We start from the raw sequence: 18,078 nt of genomic DNA on the forward strand, positions 1-18,078 counted from the left end.
TTAAATCAGGCTTTAAGGGCACTTCGTGTAAGTTAAATCGTAAACTCACGCTAGACTGTAGACGTGTTTTGTTTTAATCAGATAAGGACAGACTTCATAAAATGCCGATGAATAGGATAATGTAAGCGGGTTTTCTTGAGCTTCTACAGTCCCTTGCTGTAGACCGGTATAAACTTCGGTAAATGCCATGGGAGTGGGCGTGGCGCCTAATTTTTCCCAGGTCTTCAGGTAAATCTTTATTTCCGGCACCCGTATTTTTAACCCCTTGAGGTCCGCGGCAGTCTCGATCTTTCTCTTGCTTGTGACATACCTGGCGCCCCTGTGCATAGGTCCCATCAACTCAAACGAGCCCTTTGTCCCCACCTCGTCAAGCAGCTGTTTACCCAAGTCTCCATACCAGACTTTTTTGAAATGGCTGTCGCCCTGGTACAGGAAAGGAACCGCATCTATTGCAGCCAGGCTTGTATAAGGTTCCAGGGTGCCGACGCTCTCCAGCACTACCTGCACTATTCCCGGCTTCAGTCCTTCAATTGTATCTCTCCAGGTTCCAAGCGTCCCGCCTGAATAAACCTCGACTTTTACCTTGCCTTCTGTTTTCTTTTCCACAGCCGCGGCAAATTTCTTGGCGGCCTCATCCCTTGGGTCGCCAACCGGCGAAACGTTAGCCAGTTTTAAGATAAGAGGTTTTGCCGATTCTTTTGCTTTTTCGGCAGGTTTTGGCGCGCAGCCTGCCATGCTTCCAAGAATTAATAATAATACTAAAAATATCGCCGGCAGTGTAATTCTTCGTTTTTTCATTTATGTAGCTCCTTTCATAAATTGATATTGAAGCTCCGTAAAGTAAATAAAGCTTACACCAGCACCTCCTTTTTTCTTCAATGCATGGCATAACCGCCGTCCGCCGTGATTACCGAACCGGTGATGAACTGCGCCTTGTCGGATGCGAGAAACACAACGAGCTCCGCCAGTTTTTGCGGGTCCCCCGAACATTTCAGGGGCAGCGAAGCTTTAATCGCCTCCAGTTTTTCTTCCGGGTACTTTTCGGTTAACGGCGTCAAATGGAAACCGGGCGCCACGGCGTTGACCCGGATGCCGAATTCTCCAACCTCCCGGGCCAGAGCTTTGGTCAGGCCGATTACTCCCGCTTTTGCCGCAGCATAGGCGCCCCTGCCCAAAAGGCCGCCGCCGCGCAAACCGGCAACGGATGAAATATTGATAATTTTTCCGCTCTTTTGCTGGATCATGGTCTCCAGAACCATCTTGCAGCAGTTGAATACTCCGTTTAAATTCAAGTCAATCTGCTTGTTCCAGGACACCTCGTCCAGTTCTCTGTAGCCCAGCGTGATGTCTCCTCCCCCCGCGCTGTTTACCAGGACGTCGATGCTGCCAAAATCGCGCAGTATTTTTTTTCCAGTTTCAAGAATCTCCCTGTAATTTGTCACATCCGCTCTGTAAACCGAGACCTTTCCTTGATGGAAGGGCAGTGTTTCTTTTACCCGCTCCAATCCTTTCAGATCAATGTCAAGCAAGGCCAGGTCCGCGCCGTATACGGCAAATCTTTCCGTCATGGCGGCTCCCAAACCGCTGGCCGCTCCCGTAATCACCACATTTTTCCCGGCAAAATCCATTCACACCACCTCTAATTCGTGTTTTTGCCTGATATGATTATTATATTTTCACAATTTTAGCAAATTGAGTTTATACCCAATATTATAATATTATTTAAGATTTGTCAATCTTATGCCAATCGAAACCTTATGCCTTGGACCCGGGTTACTTCGATTTAGAGCTTCTCCGCGTAAATGAGGACAGGCACAGGATTGCATATGGCGGGGATAAAAAGCGCGCAGGCGAGGACTTCGGGATGTTTTCCGGGAGGCCCACTACCTGTATCAATTTAGCCAGATGGTTGATTTTGTGATAAACAACGTTAATTAGCCTTATCAGTTATTGGGAGATGCAAGAATTATATTGAAAGGAACTTTATCCGCTGTTTAATAATTGACGGTGTAATAATGGAGGGTTTAATTATGGAAAAAATTGTTTTGACTGAAGAAAAAGAAACCCTGCTCATTCCACTGTACGGAAAAGCAAAGGAGAATAAAAAAAAGAGGCCAATACTTATTGATAAAAAGGCGGCTGAGATTGTTAACCGAATTGATTACGATTTCAAATCATTGACAATCCCTGAAAAGACAAACATCATGATGTGTTTAAGAGCAAAGCTTATCGATAATTTCGTTAAGGACTTCCTTTCAAAGAGTGATGAAAGCGCCGCCTTGCATTTGGGTTGCGGCCTTGATGGTAGGTATGACAGGATAGAGGATAAAAATGTTGACTGGTATGATGTTGATTTTAAAGAGGTTATTGATATCCGCAAGCACTTTTACGAAGAAACAGGAAATTATCACATGATCGCCTCTTCGGTTACGGAACGTGAATGGTTAGAGAAAATACCAAGGGGGAAAAAGCAGTATATAGTTATAGCTGAAGGGCTGTTCATGTATCTTAAAGAAGATGAAATTAAAACGTTAATAAGCAATCTTAAGGAAAGGGTTGGCGGTTATATTTTAATTTTTGATGCTTACAGTGTTTTCACGGCTAAAAATGTAAAGAATCACCCATCAATAAAGAAAACCGGCGCAACAATCCACTGGGGTATTGATAATCCAGAAGAACTCACCAAATGGGGAATGGGAATCCAGTTGATTGAAGAAAAGTATTTTACATCAAATGAAGAAATTGCGAATTTAGATGCCGGCGTAAGGCTCATGTTTAAAATAGCAGATTTATTTCCAGCAGCCAAAAAAGCGCAGAGATTATTAATTTATAGGGTGGTTTGTTAAATGCAGGAAGCCCTCGCTTCTTAGCGAAGCGTAAGCGGGGGTAGTTCACTAAACATCCTATTCATCGAAGTCGATGTCATTGACGTTTATCCTGTCAGGCTGAGGCAGTCGGTTGATTATCTCAATAAAAGCCTTAACCAGTTCGGGATCAAACTGCGACCCTGCGCCCCTGAGAAGTTCGAGGCGGATGTCGCGTTGGTCCAGGCGGGAACGGTACATGCGGTCCGACATCATGGCGTCATAGGCGTCCGCCACCGCCACGATCCGCGCCAGATAAGGTATGCGGTTCCCCTGCAGGCCGTCAGGGTAACCGCTGCCGTCCATCCTTTCATGGTGGTGGCGCACCACCGGCACCACGTCTTTAAAGAATGAAATGACCGACAAGATGTGCGCTCCCGTCAGCGAGTGCTTTTTTATTTCCTCGTATTCGTCGGGGTGAAGCCTTTCGCTCTTTAGAAGCAGGTCATTGGAGGTGCCGATCTTTCCGATGTCATGAAACAGCCCGCTTAATTTAAGCGTCTGCAGTTCGCCGTTGTTTAGGCCGACGGCTTTGCCGAGTTCCACCGCGTAGAAGGCGACCCGGTCGGAGTGGCCGCGCGTGTAGACGTCTTTGGCATCGACTGCCCGGCGCAAGGCCTGGACGGTATCAATGTAATTCCGCTTGAGCTGGATATAAGTGCGGTTGAGTTGCTCGTTTTTGACATTCACCAGGGAGTGCAGGAAGGCATTGCTGATGGAGGAGGCGGCCTGGTTCGAGAATATTTCCAGCAACCGCAGGCCGTCTTCGCGGTCGGTGCTTTCCACAAACAGCACACCCAGCGAGTGCTTGTACTCGTTAACCAGGGGGATGATCACCCCGTCCTGGAAAAAAACCTTTATCTTGGTGGCGCGGGCGGTACCGATCTGAGTGATAAACTCGGGCGAAAGCATGTTCCAGAACGTGCTGAGGTCGGTCTTGTATTTGCCGATGCCGCGGAAAAGGCTCCTTTGCTCGGTGAGTTCCTCGGTGGTGTCGTCCACCATGATGAAGGCGTTGGTGCTGTTGACGATGGTCATGATTTGAATAAGGATTTCCTCGAGAATGCTGTCGATGGGCTGGAGCTGGTAAACTTTTCGAACGGACTGCAGTATTTTGTTGAGCCCGTCGCGGAACTTGGCGATGGTGCGCATCTGGGCGATGGACTTTATCCCCGATTCGATCAGGAGGATGAGCTGGTCAAAATTGTCGCTCTTTTCACAGTAGCCCTGGATGTCCAGCTTTTTAATCGTCTCCAGCGGCGGCGCCAGGTCCTTGTGGCCGGTGAGCAGCAGGATGTAAATCTCTTTATTGAACCGGCGTATTTGTTCCACCACTTTGTCGCCGTGAATGGGGTGCATAAGAAAGTCGAGGACCAGCAGGTCAAAGTGCTCGCCGTGCACCATTTCGACAGCCTCAAGCGGGTTGGTGCTACCCTTGTACATGTAGCCGTTGCGCCTCAAGACAGTTCCGATTGAATCGATGATGCCCATTTCATCATCGACCAGCAGTATTTTGTAGTCCTGAATAACCGGTACCAGCTGTTTTCTCATTCCCATTTCCTCCTGTCAAGCCTTTCTGAAGCGTCGGGACTGAAATATGAAAAGCGGTTCCCTGGCCTGTGGCGGACTCAAACCACATGTCGCCGCCGAACTTTCCCTTGATGGTGAGGTAGGACAAATAGAGGCCCAGGCCTGTACCTTTCCGGCCCTTGGTGGTTACCATTTCCTTGAACAGTTTGTCCCGGATGCTTTCCGGTATCCCGGGGCCGTAATCCCGGACTGAAATGCGGGTATTCCTGGGATTGATGCTGCAAGGTTCCACGGTGAGGTCTATCCTTCCTTCCATGTCTTCATAGGCTTCAATGGCATTGACAATGATGTTGCCCAGGATTTGGATCATGTTGTTCATGGTGCCGGGAAGCTCAGTTTCCGGGGAGGTGTGGTTGCTGATGTTCAGCGTGCAGTGGCCTTTTTTCAGCTCGTGCCTCATCAACAGTTCAACCCGTTTTAAGAGCTCCGCAATCGTGAACTTGCTCATGGATGATTCGTTCAAGCGCACGGCCTGGTCCTTGACGGTCGAGATGATGTCGGACATGTATGAACAAAACGGCTTGATCTTGTTTACCCAGGAGAGCATTTCGGCGGCGATTTCGCGGTGGTCGTCTTCCGTTACGTTGTTGTCGTCGATTGAAATCTGGTACTCATAGGCCAAGTCCCGCAGCGACTCCAGCCCTCCCGCGATGGACATGATCGGCGTGCGCAGGTTGTGGGCTATCCCGCCTATGAGCTGGCCGAGCGAGGCGAGGTGCTGCTGCTCCATCATCATGGTTTGGTTTTTCTTGATGGTTTCTATGGCCCTGTGGATTTGGGTGGTGTCTTTGAAGAGCACCAGCAGGCCCCACAGGGCGTTTGTTTTGTTTTCCGAGGCCAGGATGGGCGTGACGTCCACCTGGAAATAGCGCTCTTCGTTGTCAAGGCGGAGCCACTGGTCGAAGGACAGGGTCCGGCCTGACGATTTGACCATGTCGACATAGTCCGCCAGCATCTCGGCGAATGCCGTATAGGACGGCCGGTTTTTAAAAATTTCGATGATGTCAGACATCAGTTTGGGCTCGAACGATTTGAAGGTATTGATAAACGCCTTGTTGTGATAGGTGATCCTGTTTTTTTCATCGATGACCGCAAAGCCGTCGGTCATCCTGTCCAAGATCGTTTGCATGGCGATCGGGGTGAGGTTGAGGAACTGGTACTTGGCCATGGAGAACCAGAAGGCGGCCACCGTGAATGCAAATCCAATCGAGGTGAAGTAGACCGGGAGGTTGTATATTTTCAGGGTAATGACCACATTGATAACGATCGGGCACAGCGCGGCGGTTAAGGTCAACAGGGACTGCCTGGAAAACAGGCCCGTGTTTTTGACGGCAAAAGACAGCAGGTGATAAATGGCCAGGCTCAAGAAGATATATGAGACGAAGGTGTGGAAATAGAACATGGGTCCAAAAACAACCTGGGAATTCATCAGCGAGAAGTTTTTAAAAAAGAGCCGGCCGTTGAATTCATTCGTTAGAAGCGTAAGATAGGAAATGGTGGGAGGCAAAAAAATCAACCTGTGCTTGCCTGATAAATCGAGCCGATCCCCCTTTGATAAAATGGCGAAAAAATAAAGAAACAACGGAGTATAACAGTTGCCCAGGTACCAAATGTTAACGTAGGCCATCAGCACTTGGCCGGTGGACAAATAGGTCCACCAAGCCAGGATGTTGCCGGTTGTCCAGGCCATTATCGACGCCAGCAGGGTCAGGAAAACATGATGGAGCTGGTTTTTCTTTTTCACCCTTAGCGTGAAAAGAAAAAGCACGACCACCATCAGGGCTGCGATATGGAGCAGCGCGAACGAAAAATTCATGTTCACCTTCCCCCTGTCTGATGATTAGGATAATAAACGGTCCAGGGCTTTGGCAAGCTCCTCGACGTGCGGCGGTTCAAATATCGAGAAATGGCCGCCCTCTACGGGAACGCGGTCGATTGGGTTGAGGCAGTATCGCTGCCACCCTGCCAGGTTGCCGTCCTTGTCGGCGATAACATCGTTGGCGCTCGCTTCAATAAAACAGACCCTTGCCTCCAGGGGGCCGGGCGGGCGGTAGAATGCGCGGGCGTTGTGCAGCGTCCGAATAGTGTTAACATACTTGATAAGCGTTACTGTATCCGCGCCGCAAAAGTTGGGGATGGCGGCGGCAGCCTCGTCGGGTATGCCGGTACGGATGGTTTGTTCGGATAGTTTGCCGGACTGTATGTAATGCCGGACGATATTCCAGAGTTCTTGCAAGTCAGTTGCCGAAGCGGGCAAATCCCGGTCCGTAAAGGATAAAAAGGAGGAGAGGAAGGCCCGCTCGGATTCGGGGCTAAAGGGGGTTACCCCTGTCCAGGTGTGGGGGGAGATGGAATTAATGAGCGCCAGCAGCCGCACTTTTTCTCCGCTCGCTTCCAACTGCCGGGCCATCTCGAAAGCAATGGTGCCGCCGATACACCAGCCGGCCAGGGCATATGGGCTGTTGGGTTGGATGATTCGCACCTGTTCCAGGTAATGGGAGGCCAGCTCGGTTATGGATAAATTAGCGGGGGCTAAACTCTTCATCAGGAAGCGCAGCCCGTAATAATTCAACCTGTCGGTAAAGTGCCGGCATAATTTATAATAGTTATTTACCTCGCCGTTGCCTGCGTGTACCATGAAGAGGTTGCTTTCAGCCCCGCCCCGGCGAAGCGGGATGATATTTTGGCTCGCGAAATCTTTATTAAGCACCGCCAATTCGCTGATCCGGGCAGCCTGTTTTTGGAGGGTAGGAAGTTCGTAGATGTCGCTGATGGACATCTCCACACCGAATTCGGCATGAACGGCGGTAACCAGGCTCACTACGTCCAGAGAGTCACCTCCCAGGTCGAAGAAATCCTCGCCGGAACCAACGTTTTTTACGCCCAGCCCCCTTTCCCAAATAGCGGACAGTTTGATTTCAAATGGGTCTGTCGGGGGTTCGAAGTTTTTGCGGGTTACCTGTGACCTGTCCGGTTCCGGCAGGGCTCGCCTGTCGATTTTTCCGCTGGAATTCAAGGGGATTTCGTCAATCAGCATATAATAGGAAGGGACCATGAATCCGGGGAGTCTTTTTAAAAGCTCGCCTCGCAGCGCCTTAAAGTCCGGGCGGGAACCTTTTTTAGGCACAATATACGCACTAAGGGCTTTTTTGCTCCGGTCCTCGATATCCAGCACTACTGCATCCGAGACTTCGGGGAACCGGCGTATGGTATTTTCAATTTCTCCCAGCTCGATTCTCAGGCCGCGGATTTTAACCTGTGAATCAACACGCCCCAGGAAAGCGATTTCACCCTTGGGGTACCACCTTCCCAGGTCGCCGGTACGGTACAACCTCTCGCCGGGTATAAAGGGGCTGGGAATAAACCTTTCCGCGGTCAGCCCGGGGTTGTTCAGGTAACCGCGTGCCAGGCCCCTGCCGCCGATATAGATTTCGCCAGGCACGCCGATGGGCACCATGTTCATGTGCTTGTCCAGGATGTAAACCTGGGAACCGTCAATGGGGCGTCCGATGTTGATTTCGTTGGTGTTTGTCAGGTTCTTGAAGGTGGCCGCGATAGTGATTTCCGTCGGCCCGTAAGCATTTAGGATTTCGGCGCCGGACACCTCTTTGATCCGCTTGAGGAGTTTGTCGGGGAAAACGTCGCCGCCGATCATGATTTCCTTGAGGCGAAGGAAGCATTCCCGGCTGCCGGGGTCATCCAGCAGCAGCTGCATGCGCATCGGCGTGCTCAACAATTTGGTTACCCCGTGCCTGAGGATGAGGTTTTTTTGGAGCGAGGGGATGACTTGTTCTTTTTCATCGGCTATTACCACCTTCATCCCGTTGACCAGCGCGGGAAAAACCTCCAGGATGAAAAGGTCGAAGGCCACCGTGGACAGAGACAGGACGGCTTCGCCGGGCTTGAAGTACATTACTTTTTTGAGGGCGTGCACCAGCGAGCAGAGGCCGGAGTGTTTGATCATGACTCCCTTGGCGAGCCCCGTGGAGCCGGAGGTGTAGATGATATATGCCAGGTCGTCGGGTTTGTTGACCGGTGCCGGGCGCTCGGTCGGTGCGACGGCAATCCGCTCGTCATCCGGGCGCATCACCAGCCGGGGGTTCAGGGAAAACCGGGCCGCCAGCTCGTTTGTTGTAATGATATATTTTGCGCAGCTGTTTTGTAACGTGTATTTAATCCGGTCCTCGGGATAAGCGGGGTCAATAGGCAGGAACGCGCCGCCGGCTATGATCACCCCCAGCATGGAACCGACTATCTCGCTGCAGCGCGGCAACATAACCGCTACGATGTCATCCCGCTTGAGTCCTGCCCTGCGGAGGGAATTAGCCAGGCGATTGGCTGTGGCGTCCAGTTCGGCGAATGAAACCGGCCGGTTTTGGAATACCACCGCTTCTCCAGCGGGTGAAAGGTCAACCTGTTTTTGGAAGAGTTCGACAAAGGTGCTGTTAGGGCTGTGGGTCGAGGTCTTCGGGTTAAAGCCCTGTATACGTTGCAATTCCTCGCTCCCGATTATGCTGAGAGAATGGAGGGGCTTGTCCGGATTATCGAGGGCATCATCAATGAGACATTTGAAGTGACTGTGGATGAAGTCAATTTCCCGGTCCGGGAAGCAGGAGGTATTGTAGTCGTAGTTAAGGATCAAAGAGCCCTCGTCATCCCGGTCATTGATATGAATGATCAGCGGTTCATTTTGATAGCCCGAAAAATGCCAGCGGGTTGAACCGTCCCACTGTTGGATTTCTTTGGATGTTTTGGCGTTCTGGTAAGATATTGTTATTTCAAAAAGGTTTTCCGCCACATGGTGATTTTTTCTAACTTCGCGCTGAAGCAGGTCGTAGGGGTACTGCTGGTGGCGCAGGACGGAAAGCCAGTTAGTCGTTATACTGTGCGCATAATCAATGCAGCTGGCGGACTCGTCAATCCGAAAACGCAGGGGAACGGTGCTGATAAACATCCCGGTGATTGATTTTTCCCTGGCGTTAAGACGGTTTAGCACCGGGGTTCCGAGCACGATGTCTTCGGAACCTGTAATACGGTTGATGTATATCGTCAGCATGGTAAGAAAGAACGAGAATACGGTAATCCCTGTTTTTCCACAGAATTTTCGGATGCGCTCGGCCTCTTCCCTGGAGAGGAGAAAAGCCTTGCGGCGGGCAGTAAGACTCTTTTTCGACGGTTTTTTGGTCTGCAGCGTTACCAGGTCCGGTATGGGGGTGAATTGATTGATCCAGTATTCCCGGTCTTTGTTAAATCTATCAGAGGCCAGGTATTTTTGTTCCCTGGCTATGTATTCCGAATAGGCCGGCGCCGGAGAAACATCCGGTTCCCGGCCTTCGCAAAATATACGGTAAGCTTTCATAATCTGTGAGTTGAGGAGCATTTCAGTCCAGGCATCCGTTATGATGTGGTGAAAATTACAGAAAAAGCCGCCCTCGGCGTCGCTGAGTTTAAACATGGCAAAGTAATATAAATCGGAATCAATGAAACGGAGGGGTATACGCGAAAGCTTGGCATCCCATTTATACAGCTCATCCAGAGGTTTTCCCGTAAAATCAAAAAAATCCACCTTAAACGAATGATAAGGCCTGTAGTACTGCAGGGGGGTAGTCCCCTGTTCAATTATTCGTGTGCGCATACCCTCGTTAATCCTAACCACATGGTTAATGGCTTTTTCCAGCGCGTGGTAATCAACCTTTTCTTTGATGCGGACCGTTCCGGAGATATTAGATACGCTCGTTCCCGGAAAAGTCTTTTCGACATACCAAATACGTTTTTGGGGGTGGGTCAAAGGATATAAATTATTCAAGGGTTTTCCTCCCGGGTAAAATATAGACAATTTGCGGCATTTTTTTAGCCCATGCTATTATTATAGAATAAACGGATATAAAATTGTCATAGATATTTTTCGGATACGGCTCAGAACTCGCTGAAAATATGATATAGTCAAACTCAATGGTAAAAGATTCCTTGTAATTATTAAAGACCCCCATACGGAAAGTTCACGCTCCGGGGGCCTTTTTGTTTTAGCGCTTAAACACAATCCAATATCCTTACGAATCCCTGCTTACTCTACCACAATGCTTTGCAGGGCCTTTTCTTTATTCTCGTCTCTTTTTTCGTCCAGGTACTTGCTTGTGGCTTTGCATATTGCCTCAATCAGCTCTGCTTCGCATTTTTTCATTTCTTTGGCTATCCGTTCGGGCATTCTGGCGGTTATTTCGTCCATGATCTTAAGCTTGAGCGATAAAAGTTCTTCGAGTAGCGTCTCGCTCATTTTTTCTCACCCTCCTTTCCAAACCGTATTTTCAAGACCTCATCCGCAAATCTGGCTCCTTTGACCGCCAACCCCTGCAAAGTCCTCGGCAGCGTAATGACCCGCTTGATGTTTCCCACTCTTACTATCAGTTCATCGCCTTTCAGGTTCAGGGACAAATCCTTCTTTTCGGCAAACGGCATATAGAGGTCCATGGCGTATTCGCCGCCTTCCTTCTTTACTTGTTGCGTCCTGATGTTGTATTTGATTTCCACCGGGTCCTCGTTGCCGAAGATTTCATTTCCCATCCTGGCCAGCATTCCCGCGCCCACCACCTCTCTTTCAAATAACGGCGCGTAGTAGATGGGAATAGGGGAGAAACTTTCCTTAATCATATCGATATATTTCTTTTGAATGTCTTTCCAGACCACGAAGTAATCGTCCGACACGCCGTCAGGTATTACCCTGTTGACTATAACGGCGTCCACGTTATAGTCGTAAATATTCAGGCAGGTAAAGCTCCTTTGCGCTTCTTTAATCACCATTTTTTCAGGGTTTACCACGATCCTTATGCTGGTAACGTCCCTGTCGGAAAGTATTCGCCTCATCTCGTCAAGCTGCGTGTAAACGGTCTCGATCTCGCCCATCACCTCGTCGGTGGGCATCGGCACTCCAAGCAGCGGCTCCACGACGGGCCGCACTATTTTGATTGCCTTCCTTTTCAGCGGGAAGAGCTTATCCATCCACCACCTGAGCATGTCGGGGAAGCTTAAAAGGGCCAAAGTCTCCCCGGTAGGCGCGCAGTCAACGATAATAACGTCGAATGCCTTTTGCCGGTAATAATCGAGCAGCCTGAGCAGGCTCATCAAGTCCTCCATACCGGGGAATACGGTAAGCTCTTCAGTGGTTATATCCTTTATGGACTTTGCCGTAAACAGGTTTGTCAGGTAATCCTGCACCTTGGCCCACCCTTTTTCTGCTTCGTGGATCGGATCGATTTCCTGCGCCCAAAGGTTTTTTTCCACCTCTACCGGCTCTGGCGAAAGTTTCATGTCCAGCGAATCGCCCAGGCTGTGAGCCGGGTCGGCGCTGACCACAAGAGTTTTCAGGCCCAGGTCTGCGCTTTTGAGCGCCGTGGCGGCGGAAATGCAGGTCTTGCCGACGCCGCCTTTTCCGGTATAGAGTATAATTCTCATCATTATTTCCCCTTTCAAATTAAATGCTTAATGAATATTACGGATTACGAAATTTATGGCAGTATTTAAGCCCGTTTTTTCGGGCCGGGCAAGCACGCGGTCAGTTGATGGCCGGAACAGCAAACAGTCACTCGATGTCGATTTTTTTGATTTCGGCCTTTTCTTTGCCGCCTTCGCTTCTTCCAGGGCGGTTCTTATTTATTATGTCAAAAATCTTGATAAAAATCCTTAAAAGGAATTCCTGTTCCTCTTCCGTCAGTCCCTCCTTGATCATCTGCATATACTCGTTTCCCTTTTGTTTGATGGTGTTTATCAACTCTTTTCCTTTGCCGGTGAGCCTGATGACGACGATTCTCCGGTCGGAATCGCTCCTTTCCCTTACCAGGAAGCCCTTTTTGACCAGACGGTCGACGATGCCCGTGGCCGTGCTCATGGGTATGTTCACGTGGCCGGCGATCTGGCTCATGATTATTTCGCCGTGTCGTTCCACCAGCAGCAGAGTGAACAACTCCTGTTTGGACATCGCCAGGTCGATGGCAATCCACTCTTCGGGGAAAAAGAGCTTTTTCATGTTGTCCACAAAAAGGTCAAGCATGTCGTTGTAGTTCAATTTCCGTCCCTCCCCAGCCATATATTACGAGATGCGAAATATTTCAATTACATAATAACGCGCCGAACAAAAGAAATCAAGAGCCATTTTTTGCTTTGAATAAATTTTGTCGCCAGCCGAAGCAGAAGGTTAGTAGTTAGACAATACGCCACTTGCTGCGTCATCCGAAGGATGGAAATTCTATTCTCATGGTAGATAGATATATAGATATAATAAAGCAGGAAAATTAATAAGCAATGGCGAACAGGCTATTATAACAATTGACCGGTTTGCCCGGTTCGACTGATCTGCATCGCATTATGCCAAAGCATGAGCGAACCCCGGCATGCTGTAAACAACAAAAATCAAAGGGACTGTGCAAGGATGAAAAAGAAGCTGCTTGATTTTGAATCGGGATTGTTCCGGTCGTTCAATTACCGGAACTATCGTCTTTTTTTCGGGGGGCAGTGCATTTCTTTAATCGGCACATGGATTCAACTCCTGGCGATGAGTTGGCTGGTTTACCGCCTGACGAATTCGGCGCTCTTGCTGGGCATCGTCGGCTTTGCCAATGAACTGCCCGTTTTTCTTTTTACCCCGTTTGCCGGCGTCCTGGCTGACCGATGGAAAAGGCATCGCGCCCTGCTGGCGACCCAAACCCTGGCCATGCTCCAGGCCCTGGTCCTGGCGGCCTTGGTCCTGACAGGCCGCCTTCAAACCTGGCAAATCATATGCCTGGGGGTGTTTTTGGGGTGTGTTAACGCCTTTGATATGCCCATCCGGCAGTCGTTTATCGCCGACCTGGTCGATAAAAAAGAGGACCTTGGCAATGCCATCGCTTTGAATTCATCGATGTTCAATGCCGCCCGCCTGGTGGGACCGTCAATCGCGGGGATACTGGTTTCTTTAGTCGGCGAAGGGCTTTGTTTTCTGGTGAACGGGATAAGCTATTTTGCGGTCATTGTGGCCTTGCTGGCGGTGAAAGTTACCGGCAGGCCGGCGGAGAAACGGCGAGGCGGGGTCTTCCAGGATTTAAAGGAAGGTTTTTCTTATGCTTATGGTTTTATTCCTATCCGCTATATTTTGCTCCTTTTGGCCCTGGTCAGTTTAATCGGTATGCCGTACACCGTCCTGATGCCCGTTTTTGCCAAGGACATCCTTGGCGGAGGCCCGCACACCCTGGGGTTTTTAATGGGGGCCACTGGCCTGGGGGCATTGATCGGCGCGGTTTATTTGGCCTCGCAAAAAGGGCTTTATGGGGTAATCAACAATATCCCATTGGCGGCGGGCGTTTTCGGTGCAGGGCTGGTGGCCTTTTCCCATTCCACGGACTTGAGGCTTTCTTTGGCTTTTTTGCTAGTCAGCGGTTTTGGGATGATGGTCCAGATGGCTTCAAGCAACACAGTGCTGCAGACGGTGGTCGACGACAACAAGCGGGGGCGTGTGATGAGCTTTTACGTCCTGTCTTTCCGCGGCATGGCCCCGTTCGGCAGCTTTATGACCGGCGCGCTGGCGGACAGGATCGGCGCTGTAAACACTTTGCTGTTCGGCGGTCTGGCTTGCCTTTTGGGAGCTGTAGTATACGCGAGCAAACTCAAGCATTTGCGAAGCGTTATTCTTAAAGCATATGCCGACAAAGGCCTGGCCTGAGCATTGACCTCGCAAGAAAAAACGGCGGCGGCAAGACGCGGTGCGCTGGAATTCGAAAACGGAATGAGGTATTGTGCCGGGGCGGGAGGATTTCCAAAGGAACGCGTCGAAAAATATTAAAAGTAAATTTGAGTAAATTATTGAGGGGAGCTAATGAGGCCATGGGCCCGAAAATATTTTACAAAGTCAGCTACGGGCTCTATGTGATTGGTTCCGCCAGGAAAGGGGCTTTCAACGGACAGATTGCCAACACGGTTTTCCAGGTCTCGGCGGATCCGGCCACGGTGGCAGTGAGTATCAACAAGAACAACCTGACCGGCGAGTTTATTAAAGACAGCGGGGTTTTTTCAGTTTCCATATTTACCTAAAACGGCCGCCCTGGATTTCATCGGCCGTTTTGGTTTTAAATCAGGCAGGGATATCGATAAGTATCAAGGGGTTTCCTTCAGGCAGGGCATGACTGGAGCGCCTGTTTTGCTGGAACAGTCCGTCGGCTTTATCGAAGCCGGGGTGATAAACAGCCTTGATGTGGAGACCCACACCCTGTTTATCGGAAGGGTGGTCAATGCCGGGGTGTTCAGCGACGAAGAATCCATGACCTAGGTGCTCACGGCAAGATATATCTGTGTGGGGTCTCCGACGATCAATAACAACATGCTTCCGACAGCGGCGGCGTTTTTAACCTACCTGAAGGGGCTTGCTCCCAAAAACAGGGCTGGGATGGCCTTCGGCTCCTATGGCTGGAGCGGGCAAAGCCCAAGCCAGGCGGAGGAGGTTTTGAAGAGCATGGGATTCGTTATCCTGGATCAGGCGAGAATCCAGTACGTTCCAGCAGGCGACCAGCTGGCAGAAGTAACGGCGAAACTGGAGCAAGGGATAGAATCGCTAAAGGAGTAGAGATATATGCTGCCGGGTAATCGCAGGATAAGAATAATTCGGGATCATGAAAGAACGAAAAGCGTAATAAAGGCAGTGATTCCTTTTGCTGTGGGTTTAATAGTCGCCGGGGCAACATTTTTTACTGTTGGCTGGTGGGGCTTTCTGGTAATTTTTCCCTGGATGGGTTTTGCTGTATCATTAGGTGTATATCTTATCCAGGTTTTGTCCCCCCAAAAGAAGAGTCTTGCGCGTCGCATTACAATTCTGATGGTTCTGCCGGCATTATTACTTTTCGTACCGGTAGTAAACAACGAGAATTTCCAACTTGAAGGAATAGTATTACTCATTTTGATAGGATATTTCTCGAAAGGAATAATTCATTATGAGATTGCGAAGGTATTCGGTCCGTTGATTTGGGGACGAGCGTTTTGCGGTTGGGCGTGCTGGACGGCAGCCGTTTTAGAATGGTTACCTGTTGAAAAAGCCGGAAAAATCTCACCAAAGCTAAAGAAATTGAGATTTATAAGCCTGCTTATATCGATTTTGCTCCCATTAATTCTGGTTTTATTTTTTGCTTATGATGTCAGGAACGATTACCTGCACAAGAAAGAAATGGTCTGGATGTTCACGAGCAATGCTGTCTATTATTCATTATCCATCTCGATGGCCTTTGTATTAAGGGACAAAAGAGCGTTTTGCAAAATAGCCTGCCCGGTATCGCTGGTGATGAAAGTACCAGCAAAAGTCAGCCTGATCAAAATAAGACCGTCGGATAAAACATGTTTGAAGTGTGGAAAATGCACTGAGATTTGCCCGATGGATATTGATGTAATGTCATATATAAGTCAGGGTAAAAAAGTTCAAAGCACGGAATGCATATTATGTTTTGAATGCAGGATGAACTGCCCGGCTGGAGCGATTAAATAAACAAACCTCTATAAAATACATCGGGGAAACCTAAAGAAGGCCGCATTGTACACCTGAAAAAGCGCCTGCAAGCATAAGGTTAGTTGAAGCAATATGCTTCATAGGGGGGATAAATATACACCTTACAATTCATCTCAGGTCTGTGAAAGCTGAGGTAGCCTTGCCCGTTCATTATAACCACATCGTCCAGGCTGCTGTTTACAATTCCATTGAGCCCGAAATGGCCGATTTCCTTCATCAAAAGGGGTTTCTTGATGGGGGAAGGACATTTAAGATGTTTGCCTTTTCTCTCCTGCGGGGCCCGTTTGTGTTTGACAGGAGCCAGAATTTGATCATATTTACAGGCGAAATCCGGCTGACCGTTTCTTCGCCGGTGGACGATTTTTGCCAGTCTCTGGCCAATACTCTGCTGACCAGGGGATATATAAGGCTGGGTGAAGCGGAAACGGCAGTTGAAAAGATTTATGTCCAGAAATTCAAGGTCGAAAAAGAGGAGGTCATCCTAAAGACACTATCTCCGGTTGTTTTGTACAGCACCTTGTTGAGGCCGGACGGGCGCAAGTACACCTGTTATTTTCAGCCCGGTGAACCTGATTATGAAAAGCTGTTAAGCAGCAACCTGCAAAAAAAATACCGGGCATTTTACGGAACCGAACCACCCCCGGAAATGATAAAGGCCAAAGCGGCGGGAAGACAGAGGATGCATATCATCAATTACAAGGGGACTATTATCAAGGGTTATTCCGGCAAAATACTGCTGGCTGGCCCTGTTCCCCTGCTGCAGCTGGCGGTGGACGGGGGCTTAGGCGGGAAGAATGCCCAGGGATTCGGGTGCGTAGAGATTGCAGGGCCCGCAAAGCGATAACACACCGTTTGGCGGTGTGTTATCAAATCCTTGTAGGTAGGCTAATTATGGAATAACAAACTAAAGAAAACAAATTTTTCAATTCCTAAATATAAGGTAACTATTAAGGTAACTATATTAGAATTATAAGGCTGAACAGGTAACATGGCTACAGGAAAAATATACCTTGACAATATTTTTTGAATAATATAATTTTAACTAGATAAAACAAATAAGGAATTCGGAAATACCCAAACAATTCCAGGCAGAAAATGGTAAATTGTAATTAATAAGGTATAGTAAAAGAGATATTTTTGCCGAGAGGTGATGAAGAAAGAATCAAGAGAGCATAGCGGAAATACAGGGGATAAAAAAGAGAAAAGCAGAGCTAATCCTTACACATAAGGATATAAGAAAAACTGGTATAGTTAGAGGATAGTGCTAAGCGGCGACAGATGAGCCAAAAAGACCTCCACCCAGATAACAAAATCGTTTTTCATAGCGTGTTTCACCCAGGCATCCAGGTGCTGGTTCATATCAATTAAGTGACTACGCCAGAACCAGGTCTGTGAGCAAAAATACATTTCCAGGCTGGAGAATTGCGGGGAGTTTTGGTAAACAGGCGCAAATCGTCGTGAGGTTTAGTATAAACCGTGCGACCGTAGGGGAAGGGGAGCAAGGGGAAGAACAACCGAGCGCAAATTTCACCTGTTTACTGCCAGCAACCGCGGGACAGCGCCACTTTAACCTGGAGCGTTCCTGGTCAAAGCCAGCAAATACCATGAGATGGCCGGCAGGACAGCGAGGGATACCATACTCATTAACCTCCGTGGGAGGAGGCAAGCGGAAATGTCCTGGGTTTTTGGGATTCAAATCAATAAACGGCTCAATGTTCCAGCGTTCATGTAACACATAAAAGTCATAGACATCAAAGGGTCAGGGATGGGATTCCTATTAACAGAAACATCCACTAAACACCTGGCAAAGGCCAACTGGATCAACGATCAACCTTTCGGGAAGGGACAAAAGGCATTGGTCTTTCAGAGCTTGAGCTACTAATCTTTTGACAATACCGGGGTGTTTAGGAGTCAACTTTTCCTTACTGTTTAAACCTCTTTTTTGGCTTGAACTTGGGCAGGCTCAGTTTCAAGCGTCTTTCCCGGGACTTCTTTCGGTCCTCCAGCCAAGTGCGGTTGAAGAAATCATAGAAAGTATCAACTGCAGGGGATTTACCAGGAGCTAATTGCTATGTTCAGGGGGCCAAACAGCACAAGCGTTGAAAGGAA

The 18,078-nt window shown here is 49.0% G+C and carries 15 protein-coding genes; 7 read left to right on the plus strand and 8 right to left on the minus strand.

Annotation, left to right across the window (positions count from 1 at the left end; translation table 11 throughout):
• Window positions 1–45: 45 nt before the first annotated feature.
• Together NUV48_14285 and NUV48_14290 are read right to left on the minus strand one after the other, a co-directional pair.
• A complete protein-coding gene (locus NUV48_14285) occupies window positions 46–798 on the minus strand; it encodes a TRAP transporter substrate-binding protein (protein ID MCR4443299.1) in 753 nt (250 codons plus the stop codon).
• A gap of 77 nt (window positions 799–875) precedes the next feature.
• Window positions 876–1,628 carry an SDR family oxidoreductase gene (locus NUV48_14290; protein ID MCR4443300.1) on the minus strand — a complete coding sequence of 251 codons (753 nt, stop codon included), beginning with the start codon at window positions 1,626–1,628 and terminating at the stop codon, window positions 876–878.
• Between the two features lie 402 nt (window positions 1,629–2,030).
• Between NUV48_14290 and NUV48_14295 the strand changes: the two genes are divergently transcribed.
• Window positions 2,031–2,846 (plus strand): class I SAM-dependent methyltransferase, encoded by an 816-nt coding sequence (locus tag NUV48_14295; protein ID MCR4443301.1) that lies wholly within the window; start codon window positions 2,031–2,033, stop codon window positions 2,844–2,846.
• 57 nt (window positions 2,847–2,903) lie between these two features.
• Here NUV48_14295 and NUV48_14300 read toward each other — a convergent pair whose 3' ends face one another.
• The 6 genes from NUV48_14300 to NUV48_14325 all read right to left on the minus strand — a co-directional run bounded on the left by NUV48_14300 (window position 2,904) and on the right by NUV48_14325 (window position 12,513).
• Window positions 2,904–4,415 carry a DUF3369 domain-containing protein gene (locus NUV48_14300; protein ID MCR4443302.1) on the minus strand — a complete coding sequence of 504 codons (1,512 nt, stop codon included), beginning with the start codon at window positions 4,413–4,415 and terminating at the stop codon, window positions 2,904–2,906.
• Window positions 4,360–6,270: an ATP-binding protein gene (locus tag NUV48_14305; protein ID MCR4443303.1), complete on the minus strand. Its 1,911-nt coding sequence runs from the start codon at window positions 6,268–6,270 to the stop codon at window positions 4,360–4,362. Before NUV48_14305 ends, NUV48_14300 begins: the two co-directional genes overlap by 56 nt.
• Before the next feature lie 24 nt (window positions 6,271–6,294).
• Window positions 6,295–10,260 (minus strand): amino acid adenylation domain-containing protein, encoded by a 3,966-nt coding sequence (locus tag NUV48_14310; GenBank protein MCR4443304.1) that lies wholly within the window; start codon window positions 10,258–10,260, stop codon window positions 6,295–6,297.
• A 258-nt stretch (window positions 10,261–10,518) separates the two neighbouring features.
• Complete coding sequence (locus NUV48_14315) at window positions 10,519–10,728, minus strand: hypothetical protein (protein MCR4443305.1); 210 nt, start codon at window positions 10,726–10,728, stop codon at window positions 10,519–10,521.
• A complete protein-coding gene (locus NUV48_14320; GenBank protein ID MCR4443306.1) occupies window positions 10,725–11,906 on the minus strand; it encodes an ArsA family ATPase in 1,182 nt (393 codons plus the stop codon). Before NUV48_14320 ends, NUV48_14315 begins: the two co-directional genes overlap by 4 nt.
• 124 nt (window positions 11,907–12,030) lie before the next feature.
• Window positions 12,031–12,513, minus strand: coding sequence for a MarR family transcriptional regulator (locus NUV48_14325; GenBank protein MCR4443307.1), 483 nt, complete (start codon window positions 12,511–12,513; stop codon window positions 12,031–12,033).
• Window positions 12,514–12,876: 363 nt separating this feature from the next.
• Between NUV48_14325 and NUV48_14330 the strand changes: the two genes are divergently transcribed.
• The 6 genes from NUV48_14330 to cas6 all read left to right on the plus strand — a co-directional run bounded on the left by NUV48_14330 (window position 12,877) and on the right by cas6 (window position 16,813).
• Window positions 12,877–14,142, plus strand: coding sequence for an MFS transporter (locus NUV48_14330; protein MCR4443308.1), 1,266 nt, complete (start codon window positions 12,877–12,879; stop codon window positions 14,140–14,142).
• Window positions 14,143–14,303: 161 nt separating this feature from the next.
• Window positions 14,304–14,510: a flavin reductase family protein gene (locus NUV48_14335; GenBank protein MCR4443309.1), complete on the plus strand. Its 207-nt coding sequence runs from the start codon at window positions 14,304–14,306 to the stop codon at window positions 14,508–14,510.
• Window positions 14,511–14,520: 10 nt separating this feature from the next.
• The gene (locus tag NUV48_14340; GenBank protein ID MCR4443310.1) at window positions 14,521–14,745 is read left to right on the plus strand and encodes a flavin reductase family protein; all 225 of its coding nucleotides are present in this window, start codon (window positions 14,521–14,523) and stop codon (window positions 14,743–14,745) included.
• 24 nt (window positions 14,746–14,769) lie between these two features.
• Window positions 14,770–15,039, plus strand: coding sequence for a hypothetical protein (locus tag NUV48_14345; GenBank protein ID MCR4443311.1), 270 nt, complete (start codon window positions 14,770–14,772; stop codon window positions 15,037–15,039).
• A gap of 6 nt (window positions 15,040–15,045) precedes the next feature.
• Window positions 15,046–15,948: a 4Fe-4S binding protein gene (locus NUV48_14350; GenBank protein ID MCR4443312.1), complete on the plus strand. Its 903-nt coding sequence runs from the start codon at window positions 15,046–15,048 to the stop codon at window positions 15,946–15,948.
• A gap of 115 nt (window positions 15,949–16,063) precedes the next feature.
• Window positions 16,064–16,813, plus strand: coding sequence for a CRISPR-associated endoribonuclease Cas6 (gene cas6, locus NUV48_14355; GenBank protein MCR4443313.1), 750 nt, complete (start codon window positions 16,064–16,066; stop codon window positions 16,811–16,813).
• The last annotated feature ends 1,265 nt before the right edge of the window (window positions 16,814–18,078 follow it).

This window comes from Peptococcaceae bacterium, from assembly GCA_024655825.1.
Taxonomy (GTDB): Bacteria; Bacillota; Peptococcia; order DRI-13; family PHAD01; genus JANLFJ01.